We start from the raw sequence: 11,220 nt of genomic DNA, 5'->3' as shown, positions 1-11,220 counted from the left end.
GCGCGCCGCGTCGAGTAGCGAGGTGCGGGTGTCGAGTTCGAGGTCCCGGCGCTGGCCGTTCACCGTCAGCGACACCTTCGCCAGAACGGGCTTGTCGGCGCCAGCGGGTGCGGCGCCCGCCGTAGAGGGCAAGGCCACCAGGGCCGCGGTGGCGGATGCGCCCGCCATCAGATCTCTCCGGTTCAACGCGTAATCTGAAGGACTTCCCATCTCGGTCTCCGAACGGGCTGCAGGGGGACGGCGCGACGGCCGCCCATCGAGGGTGGGATGCCCAGGGCGAGCGGGCACATTTGATCAAATCCAAGGTAGGGTTTCCGACCTCGTTGATTAGTGCCGTCCATCGACATAGGGTCATGAGCAGAGCTTATGGATTCGGCCGTTCCGCCACCCCGGCGCCTCTCCGGCTCATCGGACATGCGACGCGGAGACCATCGATGGCGCGTGCGGACCTGACCGACCTGCTGTCCTTCGTGACGGTGTCGCAGGAGGGCAGCTTCACCCGCGCCGCGGTACGCCTGGGCATCACGCAATCGGCCCTGAGCCATGCCCTGAAGGGACTCGAGGCACGACTGGGTGTGCAGCTACTGAATCGCTCCACCCGGGCGGTCTCGCCGACCGAGGCGGGGCAGCGTCTGTTGCGGAGCGTGGGGCCGCAATTCGAGCAGATCCGGGTCGAACTCGCCGCCCTGACCGAGTTGCGGGACAAGCCGGCCGGCACCGTTCGCATCACGGCGAGCGAGGACGCGGCGGCGACGGTTCTGTGGCCTGTCCTGACGCGCCTGCTCCCGAGTTACCCCGACATCACGGTCGAGGTCGTCACGGAGCAGGCCCTCATCGATATCGTGGCCGAGCGCTTCGATGCGGGCATACGCATCGGCGAACACGTCGAGAAGGACATGGTCGCGGTGCGGATCGGGCCGGACATGCGCATGGCCGTGGTCGGGGCACCGGGCTACTTCGCCGGCCGACGGAAGCCCAGGCATCCGGCGGACCTCACGGCACACCTGTGCATCAACCTGCGCCGGCCGACGCGCGGCGGGTTCTACCCCTGGGAATTCGAGCGCAAGGGCGAGGCTCTCGACGTGCGCGTCGAAGGCCGGCTCGTGTTCACCAGCCTGCGCCTGATCCGGGAAGGCGCGCTCGCCGGGCTCGGGTTGGCCTACCTGCCGGAGGAGCACGTCGAGCGGGACCTGGCCGAGGGGCGGCTGGTCCGGGTGCTGGAGGGGTGGTGCGAGCCCTTCCCGGGGTACCACCTCTACTATCCGAGCCGCCGTCAGCCCGCCCCCGCCTTCACGGTGCTGGTGGAGGCGCTGCGCCAGCGCGGGGCGGGCGGTGGACGTCAGCCCACCGTCTGACCGCCATCGACCACCATGGCATGCCCGACGACGAAGGCCGCCAGATCCGAGCAAAGGGAGAGCACGGCAGCCGCGATCTCCTCGGGTTCCCGGACTCCGTCCTCGGAGATGTCGGCGACCGCGACGGCGGCACCGGCACCGGCTCGGGCGAACGCCAGGGCGGTGGCGCGGCCGATGCCGCTCGTCGCGCCCGTGACGAAGGCGATTTTGCCGGTCAAATCATGCGTCTGCGTCATCGGTCACTCCAGGTCGGATCGTCGGCGGGTTTCAGGAGGACGAGGCTCAACGCGGCAGCGCGTAGGCGACCAGCTTGGTCCCGAGGCTGATCGCCAGCGGCGGCTTTCCACCGGCCGCCACCACCACGAACTGGCGCCCGCTCACCGGGCTGCGGTAGGTCATCGGCGTGGCGTTGCCGCCGCCGGGAAGCCGGGCCTGCCAGAGTTCGCGGCCCGTTGCCGCGTCGAGCGCCCGGAAGGTCCGGTCCATGCTCGCGCCGACGAAGACCAAGCCGCCACGCGTGACCACCGAGCCACCCGAGACCGGGGTCCCAACGGTCAGCGGCAGCATCGACGGGATGCCGAAGGGGCCGGTGTCGCGCGCGGTCCCGAGGGGCTTCGACCACAGCAGGCGGCCGCTCGACAGGTCGACGGCCGCGATCAACCCCCAGGGCGGCGCCGTGCAGGGAATGCCGAGGGGGGACATGAACAGGCCGCCAAAGGCGCCGTAGGGCGTGTTCAGCATCGGCCGGTCGGCGTCGCCGCCGGGGCCTTTCCCGTCGGCGAGCTTGAGCTTGCGCCGCTCCGCCTCGGCGCAGGTGAGGAGCTCGACCCGGTCGGGAAACCGCATCCAGTTCGCCACCATGATCCCGCGGTCGATATCGACGGAGGCGCTGCCCCAGTTCACACCGCCCACCGAGCCCGGATCGATGAGGACCGGCTTGTCCAGGGTGATCGGGGTCAGGTGCCCTTCGTAGCGCGACCGGCGGAACAGGATGCGGCAGACCATCTGGTCGATGGGCGTGGCGCCCCACATGTCGGACTCGCGCAGGGTCGCGCCGCGCAGGGCCGGTAGATCGAGCGAGGCGGGCTGGGTCGGCGCCAGGCGTTCGCCGGCGGCGGTGCCGTCCTGCGGCGCCGACACTTCGGTGACGGGCTTGATCGGCTGGCCGGTCTCGCGGTCGAGCACGAAGATCTCGCCGCGCTTCGTCGGCTGGATCAGGGCCGGCCGAATCCCGTTCGCCGTCGGCATGTCGAGCAGGGTCGGCTGCGAGGGGGTGTCGTAGTCCCAGATGTCGTGGTGCGTCGCCTGGAAGCGCCAGCGCAGGCGGCCCGTCTCGGCGTCGAGGGCGATGACGGCGCTGGAGACCGCCTCGTCGAACGGACGTCGCTGGCCGCCGAAATTGTCCGGCGTGGCATTGCCCATCGGAAGGTAGACCAGCCCCAGCGCTTCGTCGGCACTGATGGGCGCCCAGCTGTTGGGAGAGGACGGGGTGTAGGTCTCCCCCGGCGGCGGTGGGCCGGCCCGGTCGGGCTGACCAGCATCGAAGGCCCAGGCGAGTTCGCCGGTGCGCGCATCGAAGGCGCGAATCACGCCGGAGGGGCCGCCCCAGAACTGGCCGTCGGGAATGCCGCCTCCGACGACCGCCTTCCCGCGGATGATCTGCGGGGCCGAACTGACGTAGTACTGGCCTTCCGGATACGCGCTGAGGCCTTCGCGCAGGTCGACGCGGCCGGCTTTGCCGAAGTCGGTGCAGGGCGCGCCGGTCCCGGCGTCGAGGGCGATCAGCTCCGGTGTCTGGCTGGCTGCGATGATGCGGGCGGCACAAAGGCCGCTCGCATCCGGCACGCGATAATGGGCGACGCCCCGGCACGGCTTGCCGGAGGGCGGCACGCCGTAGGAGAGGTCGTGGCGCCAGCGCTCGCGCCCGGTCTCGGCTTCCAGGGCGAAGACGCGGTTGTGGCCGTCGCAGAGGTAGAGGGCGTCGCCGACCATGATGGGCGTCGCCTCGAGGGCAGTCGCCGGGCCGGGCGTGTCGGGGCCGGTCTCGGCCTCCCACGCCACCGCGAGCTTGCCGACATTCGCCGGAGTGAGGTCGGCGAGCGGGCTGAAGCGCGTACCGCCCTGGTCGTTGCCGAAGGCCGGCCAATCCTCGTGCGTCACCCGCGCGAGCGGCTGCGCCAGGGGACTCGGAACGCCGTCGGCCATACCGCGGCGCAGGATGGGCTCGGCCGGCGCGCCGGGGCCGGCCGCATGCAGCAGGCCGCCGACGAAGAGGGCCGCCGCCATGATGCCGGTGACGGCCGGCCCTGCCGCGGCACGTGCGGAAGAGGCGTGCCGACCGATCCGGAAGACCGGCGGGAGCAGCAGAGCGAAGCCGAGGACGAAGGGAGCCAGCAGGCGCGGAAGCAACTGCCAGGCGTCGAAGCCGACTTCCCAGATCGCCCACGTCGTCGTCGCGGCCAGCACCGCGACGTAGAGCGCAAGGCCACGTTCGTCGCGCCGCCAGATCAGGGTGCCGCTCGCCACGACGGCCAAGCCGGTCAGGAGGTAGTAGGGCGAGCCGCCGTACCAGGCGAGCGCCGTTCCGCCGGTGGCGAGCCCGAGGCCGACGAGGAAGAGGAGTGTTGCGACGGCGCGCCGGGTCCAGATCGCCCCGCGGCCGCCCTGCCCGGCGGAGCGGGGCAACGAATCGATGCGTGTCATGACGAGACTTTCGCTGTCCGGAGCTGGGCCGGGCGTTACTGGTGCGAGAAGAGGCGCAGTGCCTTCGCGAAGGCGTGCGCTTCGAAGATCGTGGAGCCCCGGCCGCCTGAGCCGTCGTTGGCGACGATGAGCAGGTCTCCGGTGCCGGGCCGCAACGCCATGCTGGTGGACCGGAGGTTGTGGCCCTCGTCCCGACCCGGCAGCAGGACCTGCCCGATGGGGATGCCGTTGCGGTTGAACACGAGCACGCGGCCCTGGCCGTACAGGGCGACGTAGAGGTTTCCGTCGGCATCGGCCCGCATCGAGTCGGGCGCCGGACCGGTGAAGTGGTAGGCCACCGTCGTGCCGAGCGGCGTCGGCGTGGTCGCGTCGGCGAGGTCGACCCTGTGCAGGAGGTTGCGACCGAACTCGGTGACCCACAGGGTCTTGCCGTCCGGACTGAGCGCGACACCGTTGGCCAGCGCGAGGTTCGGCAGGACCGGCGTGACGGTCGTGAGGTCGGGCGCGACGTAGTAGGCACCGCCCTTCGGGTCGGTGGAGGTGCCCCGGAAGTCGGTGAAGTAGAAGCCGCCCTGCGCGTCGAAGACGAGGTCGTTGACCACGTACCCCGCCTCGGCGGGGACGATGGTTCGCAGATCCGAACCGTCCGCCCGCACCGAGACGATGGAGCCATGCCGGAAGCCGCCGGTGCCGGCGGCGAAGATGCGCCCGTCCTTGTGGATCGCGAGCCCGCCGAGGTTCAGGGCATTCGCGGGCACGATCGTGGAGAGGCGCCTGTCCGGCGTGAGGCGGAGAACGCGGCCGGTGCCGGCATCGGTGAACAGCAGGTCGCCCGCCCGGTCGAAGGACGGTCCTTCCAGGGGAACCCCTTCGCCCGAGACCTTGAACCAGGGCTGCGCGACCACGGTCTGAAGGTCTCGTTCCCCCGGTGGGATGGGGACCGGCCCATGGGTCCGCAGGTCGTCGGCGAGCGCGCCGGGTGCCGCGTGGGCCAAGGTCCCGCCGGCCGTCCCCGCCGTCAGGCAGGCCAGGATCGGGAATGCCCGGGCGAGGCTTCGCAATCTCGGACGCTGCGTTGTCATGGGGCCGGCTCGATGGTCACCGTGATCGGTCCGGGCTGGCGGAACGCGTCGGGGATGCGGCTCAGCCGACCCAGGCGGACGAGCCCGCGCGAGTACCCGAAATCCTTGTAGAAGATCGCGAGATTGCCCCAGGGTGCGTAGTAGGTGATGTCGCCCGGCTCCGGGTCGATGCCGGCGGGCTCGCCCTGGATCGAGAGCTTCCCGGGCAGGTCGCCGATCTTTTCGGTGGCGTTGTAGTCGGTCAGGTTGAGAGTGAGGGGCAGGAGCGCCCGGAAGGCCCGGGCGGCCTCGCCGGATTCCAGGGTCGCGGTGACGGTTTCGCCGGCGAGCCGGATTCGGATACTTTCCATCGCGGGCGTCTTTCTGCCGGGGGATGCGGAGGAGCCCCGCTCCGGGGCCGGTTCGCCGTGGAGCCCGGCAACGCCACCGAGGACGAGGACCATTGCCGCCGCCAGTGATGTCGCGGCGTGTCGTGCGTGCTTCATGGATCGTGTCCTTGATCGGTCACCGGGACGGGGAATGTGGCTGGCGGGATCGTGATCACGCTCGCGAGGTCTGCCGCGAAGCCATGATGGCGACGACCGCGCACGCGACGAGGGCGACCGCGCTGACCGCGAAGGTGCTGCGGTAGCCGCTCGCGTCGTAGGCAAGGCCGCCCAGGGTGGCGCCGAGCGCGATGGCGAGCTGGACGACCGCGACCATGAGCCCGCCACCGGCCTCGGCTTCGTCGGGCAAGACCCGGCTCAGCCACGTCCACCAGGCGACGGGCGCCGCCGTGCCGATCAGCCCCCAGGCGGCCAGCAGCAGCGCCACCGCGACGGGTGTGCCGCCCAACGCCATGAGCGAGACCGCAATGGCCGCCATCCCGAGGGGCATCGCGACCAGGAGGCTGTGGAGCCGCGACCGGAGGAGGAAGCCGATGAGGTAGGTTCCGAGCACGCCGGCTCCGCCGATGAGCATCAGGATCAGGGACAAAGTCGGGACGTCGAGTTTGGTCACCGTCTCGAGGAACGGCCGCAGGTAGGTGTAGAGGGCGAACTGCCCGAGGAAGAACAGCGAGATGGCGAGCATTCCGAGGGGGACTTGGCGGCGCCGAAGGACCCGGAACACCGTGCCACCACCGGCCGTGCGCGCGGACGGCATCGCCGGAAGGCTCGCGAGGAACCAGGCGAGCGTCAACGCCCCGAGCGGCACGACGAGGAAGAACGCCCCGCGCCAGCCGATGTAGTGTCCGAGGAAGCTGCCCAGGGGCGCGGCCACCGTGGTGGCCAACGCGTTGCCGCCGTTCAACATCCCGAGGCCCCGGGGAACCTGCTCCGCCGGGACCAGGCGCATGACGATGGCGGCGGACATCGACCAGAACCCGCCGATGACCACCCCCACCAGAGCGCGTCCGGCCATGAACACCGCCGCGTTCGGGGCGAGGGCCACCATCAGCCCCGATCCCATCATCAGGATCGTCAGGGCCACCAGGACGGTACGGCGGTCGATGCCGCGCGTGGCGGACGCGATGACGAGGCTCGTCAGGAGCGCGAAGAGCCCCGAGACGGCGATGGCCTGCCCCGCGTGCCCCTCGGTGATGTTGAGGTCGGCGGCGATGGGCGTCAGCAGGCTGACGGGCATGAACTCCGAGGCCACGAGCGTCGTGGAGCAGAGGGTCATGGCGAGCACCGCACCCCATCCGCGCGACGCCCCGACCCCCGTCTCTGGGGCGAGCGATCCACGTTCGATGCAGACTTCCTTCGGATTCATGGGCATCCCGCCCCTTCCCTGTGATTTGTGCTCGCCTGTGATTCATGCGCGCGCAGCCCCGCCCCGGGTCGGGCCCGCGAGAGCTCCGGCAGGGTCCGCGTCGTCGGTGTCAGGCTCCGTATTGTCGGTCGGAGACCTTCTCCATCCAATCGACGGCGCCGCCGTTCAGCGCCTCCTGGATGGCCATGTGGCTCATGGCGGTGGTCGGCCCGGCACCGTGCCAGTGCTTTTCACCCGGTGGGAACCAGACCACGTCGCCGGGGCGGACGTCTTCGATGGGACCGCCGTCGCGCTGGACCCGCCCGCAACCCGCCGTGACGATGAGCGTCTGGCCGAGTGGATGAGTGTGCCACGCCGTGCGGGCGCCGGGCTCGAAGGTCACCAGAGCACCGCTCGCGCGGGCCGGCTCCGTCGCGCCGAACAGCGGGTCGATGCGGACGGTGCCGCTGAACCAGGCGTCCGGCCCCTTGGCCGACGGCTGCGAGCCGACGCGCTTGATCTCCATGAACCATGCTCCAGCGAGAATGACGGCCCGATGCGCTGCGAGCACGCCGAGCCGGGGCGTGTGCGTAACTAGCCCCCGGGATCGGATCGGATTAGGGGCTCGTACCGACATGGGGTCATGAGCGAGGCTTATGGATGCTGCGGGAAAGCCTGAATGACCTCACCGCCTTCCTCGCGGTGGCCCGCCTGGGCAGCTTCACGAAAGCGGCGGCGCAGCTGGGGGTTTCGCAGCCGGCGCTCAGTCAGACCGTGCGAGCCCTCGAGGCACGCCTCGGCATCCGGTTGCTGGCCCGGACGACTCGCAGCGTGTCGGCGACGGAGGCCGGCGAGCGCCTCCTGAAGGCCGTCGGGCCGCGCTTCGACGAAATCGAAGCCGGACTCGTCGCCTTGGCCGAGATGCGCGGCCGGCCTGCGGGGACGCTGCGCATCACCGCCGACGAGCACGCGGCCAAGACGGTCCTCTGGCCGGCCCTCCGGCGTCTCCTGCCGGTCTACCCCGACATCAAGGTCGAGACGAGCATCGATTCCGGCCTGACCGACATCGTCGCCGAGGGGTTCGATGCCGGCATCCGGCTCGGCGGGATGGTGGCCCGGGACATGACCGCGGTCCGGATCGGGCCCGACATGCGCATGGCCGCGGTCGGCGCGCCGGCCTACTTCGCCACGCGTCCGCCCCCGCGCCGGCCGGAGGACCTCACCGAACACGCCTGCATCAACCTACGGCTGCCGACCCTGGGGGCGCTCTACGCCTGGGAGTTCGAGAACGAGGGGCGCGCCCTGCATGTGCGGGTGGAGGGGCAACTCGTCTTCAACTCGGTCACGCTTATCCTCGAAGCGGCGTTGGACGGTTTTGGCATCGCATACCTGCCCCAGGATCAGGTGCAGGGGCATGTCGCGACGGGACGCCTGGTGCCGGTGCTCGCACCGTGGTGCGAGCCGTTCTCCGGCTATCACCTCTATCACGCCAGCCGCCCCCTCCTCACACCGGCCCTCGCCGTGCTCGTGGAGGCCCTTCGGTACGGCGACTAGGACGAAAGTCAGAGGCATTGGTTGAACCGGAAGGCACACGATCCCTTGCGGTTCTCCTGACGAAGGTGGTGGGCCCGGCAGGACTCGAACCTGCAACCAGACCGTTATGAGCGGGTCCGCGCTACGTCAAATCCCCATCGGGCGCGCTCTTGGGACACCCTCCCGGATCGCCCTAAATCGTCCCCCATCAGCCCCGTTTCTGTCCCCATGTTGTCCCCCTAGAACGAAAGGGGACCGGACAGCAGAAGGGCCCGGGTTGCCCCGAGCCCATCCACCCATCCGCCTGGTCAACGTCACGGCCGTAGCCCTGGCGCCCACCGAGGCCCGTACCGGATGGTCCCATGCCGGGCCGCCGGGTTCAAGCCGCCCGACGGGTGAAGGCGTCCTCGACGTCGATCGTCTCGACCACGCGGCGGCCGCCCTTGTCGAGCGCCCCGGCCGCCTCTTCCTGGAAGTCCGGCCTGTGGTGTCCGTACACCTTCTCCAGCATGGCGACCGTCATGCCGAGGAAGGCGGCCGCCTGCCATAGGTCGACGCCTGCCTGCATCATCCAGGTCGCGCAGGTGTGGCGCAGCGTGTGTGGCGTGACGTCCGGCCCGAGCCCGGCTGCGGCGACGACCGCCGCGAAACCCTTGTTGACCTCTCCAACGGGCAGCCCGCGGAACTCGACGACATGCTCCGGCATCGACCCGTCCTTTCGGGGCGTCCGGGCCCAGCGGCGGATGTGCGCCAGGAGCCGCTTCGGCAGGCGCACCGGCGGCTGGCGCTTCTTCGTCTCGGCGACCCCGACCCCCCGGCGGTGGTAGATCCCGCGCTTGAGGTCGACCCACCCGCGGCCCTCCGCCGGCGCGAATCCCGCGCCGCAGATCGCCGCCGCCCGAGTCCCCGTGTAGATCCCGACGAGGAGGAAGCGCGCAAGGTGGCGGGCCGGGCGCTTGGCGGTCTCGATGACCTGGCCCTTGCGGGGGCCGCGGTGGACGGTCTGGCGTTCGGGCATGTGGAGCATCGTCCGGAGCAGGCGCGCCGCCTCGTCCCGCTCCAGGTACCGCTCCTTCGGCAGGCTCTTCTCGGGCAGCGGGACCTTGACCACCGCGCGCATGTGGCCCTCGCGAAGGTAATGGTTCAACGCCGCCTGCAGGTCCTCCAGCTCGCGGCGCACCCCGGCGTCCGTGACCGTGCGCGGGCGCTTGCCGGTGCTGTCGGGGCGCGCCGACTTCCACGCCGTCTTCTTCCTCCACGTGCCGTAGGCCCGGACGCTCTTGCCGTTGACCTCGGAGACGCGCTTACCCTCCCACCACGTGCCAAGCTGCAAGAGGCGGGCGGCCGTCTTTTCGGGCCGGGCGTGCTTGGGCGCCTTGTCCTCGGCGTAGACCGTCAGGACGTCCGTCACGAGGATCTCGCCGAGGGCGCGGTCCTCTTCCCTCGCCGGGTTGTGCTTCCGGGTCAGGAAGTCGGCGAGCGCCGGCTCAGCCGCGCCGCGGCCTCGGTCAGGAAGTTCAGGGACGACCGGGCAGCCGGTGGCGACGTTGAGCTTGCCGTCGCGGATGACCCAGACCGACCTCTTCCGGAGGCTACCGTCTTCTGCGTATTCGGCGGGCTTTTCCCAGAGTCGGGCTCCGAGGGCGCGGCGCGGCATCTCTCTCTCCATTCCATGACGATTCGGCGGCTGACGTAGAGGAGCCGACCATGCCGTTCCGGTCGGAGCTCGCCGCGCTCGATGGCACCGCGCAGGGCGGCGACCGTGAACACGGGCACCCGCCCGAGCACGTCGTCCGGGACGCAGAGCTGGGGCAGCCACACGGCCGTCTCCAGATCCAGGGGCGCGTCGTCGTGGGCGGCCTCGGCGATCTCGCGGCGCCCCTCGAAGAGGACGCCGGCTATGAGCTGGTATTCGGGCATGGCGCAGCGTTCGCCATCCGCGGGGGGAGGTCAACGGCTACCGGCGCAGGTTCCGCCTTCAGGGTAAACGTCGTTCCCCTCGCCGTCCCTGGGCCCAGGCAATGAGCCCAGGGGATCGTCAACCCTCGCGGGAATCCGTCCTTGCCCCGGGGCCGCCGATCGGCGAGGCTGACACCATGAACCAGCACCCCCTCCGCTTGCGCAAACGCCCGGCCTGAATGCCGCCACTAGCCGCCGGGACGCCCCCCGACGGCACGCGTTTACCCATGAATTCCGGAGGCCGCCATGGCCGTGCACTGGTTCACCTCGGACACCCACTTCGGCCACAAGGGCATCCTCAGTCCCAGAATGGATCGCCCGCGCCCGTTCGCCTCCATCGAGGAGCACGACGAGGTGCAGATCTCGCGTTGGAACGACCGCGTGAGGGACGAGGACATCGTGTGGCATCTGGGCGATTTCGCCTACGGGGGCGGGCACGGCTACGCGCGGTCCGTCTTCGATCGCCTCCGGGGCCGCAAGCACCTCGTCGTGGGCAACCACGAGGGCCAGGGTCTCCGGCTCCCGTGGGCCGCCCCGCCCGTGCAGGCCTGCCAGATCCACGTGCAGGACCCCGGCATGCCGAGGGCACAGGGCGTCTGGCTCAGCCACTACGGGCATCGGACGTGGCCGAACGTCTGGAGGGGGGACATCCACCTCTACGGGCATTCCCATGGCAGCCTCCCCGGGACTGCACGCAGCCTCGACGTCGGCGTCGACTCGTGGGGGTACCGCCCGGTGAGGCTCTCCGAAATCCAGGAGGTCCTCGACGAGACGGCCGCCCGCGAGGCCGGGGACGCCGTCGCGAGCGCGATGTCAGCGGCGGCGTGAACGGTCGGGTAAGGGCGGCCTGCTACGCG

At 70.7% G+C, this 11,220-nt stretch carries 11 protein-coding genes; 4 read left to right on the top strand and 7 right to left on the bottom strand.

Features of this window, described 5'->3' with window-relative positions:
- The first annotated feature begins 434 nt into the window (after window positions 1-434).
- Window positions 435-1,355, top strand: coding sequence for a LysR family transcriptional regulator (locus ASG60_RS13650; protein WP_056386044.1), 921 nt, complete (start codon window positions 435-437; stop codon window positions 1,353-1,355).
- On the opposite strand, the gene ASG60_RS13645 is transcribed toward ASG60_RS13650, so the two are convergent.
- The 6 genes from ASG60_RS13645 to ASG60_RS13620 all read right to left on the bottom strand — a co-directional run bounded on the left by ASG60_RS13645 (window position 1,340) and on the right by ASG60_RS13620 (window position 7,397).
- The gene (locus ASG60_RS13645) at window positions 1,340-1,591 is read right to left on the bottom strand and encodes an SDR family oxidoreductase (protein WP_056305396.1); all 252 of its coding nucleotides are present in this window, start codon (window positions 1,589-1,591) and stop codon (window positions 1,340-1,342) included. The two genes, ASG60_RS13650 and ASG60_RS13645, sit on opposite strands and share 16 nt — an antisense overlap.
- A gap of 46 nt (window positions 1,592-1,637) precedes the next feature.
- Window positions 1,638-4,058 (bottom strand): membrane-bound PQQ-dependent dehydrogenase, glucose/quinate/shikimate family, encoded by a 2,421-nt coding sequence (locus tag ASG60_RS13640; RefSeq protein ID WP_056386042.1) that lies wholly within the window; start codon window positions 4,056-4,058, stop codon window positions 1,638-1,640.
- A gap of 35 nt (window positions 4,059-4,093) precedes the next feature.
- Window positions 4,094-5,140, bottom strand: a complete 1,047-nt coding sequence (locus ASG60_RS13635) for an SMP-30/gluconolactonase/LRE family protein (RefSeq protein ID WP_056266270.1) — start codon at window positions 5,138-5,140, stop codon at window positions 4,094-4,096.
- The gene (locus tag ASG60_RS13630) at window positions 5,137-5,490 is read right to left on the bottom strand and encodes a cyclophilin-like fold protein (RefSeq protein ID WP_056266283.1); all 354 of its coding nucleotides are present in this window, start codon (window positions 5,488-5,490) and stop codon (window positions 5,137-5,139) included. The genes ASG60_RS13635 and ASG60_RS13630 overlap by 4 nt, the downstream gene beginning before the upstream one ends.
- 190 nt (window positions 5,491-5,680) lie before the next feature.
- Window positions 5,681-6,892 (bottom strand): MFS transporter, encoded by a 1,212-nt coding sequence (locus ASG60_RS13625; RefSeq protein ID WP_056362234.1) that lies wholly within the window; start codon window positions 6,890-6,892, stop codon window positions 5,681-5,683.
- A gap of 109 nt (window positions 6,893-7,001) precedes the next feature.
- Window positions 7,002-7,397, bottom strand: coding sequence for a cupin domain-containing protein (locus ASG60_RS13620; RefSeq protein ID WP_056266273.1), 396 nt, complete (start codon window positions 7,395-7,397; stop codon window positions 7,002-7,004).
- Between the two features lie 134 nt (window positions 7,398-7,531).
- Here ASG60_RS13620 and ASG60_RS13615 point away from each other — a divergent pair, with 134 nt between their 5' ends.
- Window positions 7,532-8,425 carry a LysR family transcriptional regulator gene (locus tag ASG60_RS13615; RefSeq protein WP_056386040.1) on the top strand — a complete coding sequence of 298 codons (894 nt, stop codon included), beginning with the start codon at window positions 7,532-7,534 and terminating at the stop codon, window positions 8,423-8,425.
- Between the two features lie 358 nt (window positions 8,426-8,783).
- Here the strand turns inward: ASG60_RS13615 and ASG60_RS13605 are convergent, their stop codons facing one another.
- Window positions 8,784-10,061, bottom strand: coding sequence for a site-specific integrase (locus tag ASG60_RS13605; RefSeq protein ID WP_244476659.1), 1,278 nt, complete (start codon window positions 10,059-10,061; stop codon window positions 8,784-8,786).
- Between the two features lie 50 nt (window positions 10,062-10,111).
- On the opposite strand from ASG60_RS13605, the gene ASG60_RS13600 reads away from it, so the two are divergent.
- Window positions 10,112-10,429, top strand: a complete 318-nt coding sequence (locus tag ASG60_RS13600) for a hypothetical protein (protein WP_056386036.1) — start codon at window positions 10,112-10,114, stop codon at window positions 10,427-10,429.
- Window positions 10,430-10,609: 180 nt separating this feature from the next.
- On the top strand, window positions 10,610-11,191 hold the full coding sequence (locus ASG60_RS13595) for a metallophosphoesterase (RefSeq protein WP_056386034.1): 582 nt from the start codon (window positions 10,610-10,612) through the stop codon (window positions 11,189-11,191).
- The last annotated feature ends 29 nt before the right edge of the window (window positions 11,192-11,220 follow it).

It is taken from the genome of Methylobacterium sp. Leaf469, assembly GCF_001424745.1.
In the GTDB taxonomy this organism is placed as follows: domain Bacteria; phylum Pseudomonadota; class Alphaproteobacteria; order Rhizobiales; family Beijerinckiaceae; genus Methylobacterium.
This window is presented reverse-complemented; position numbering and strand designations above follow the sequence as displayed.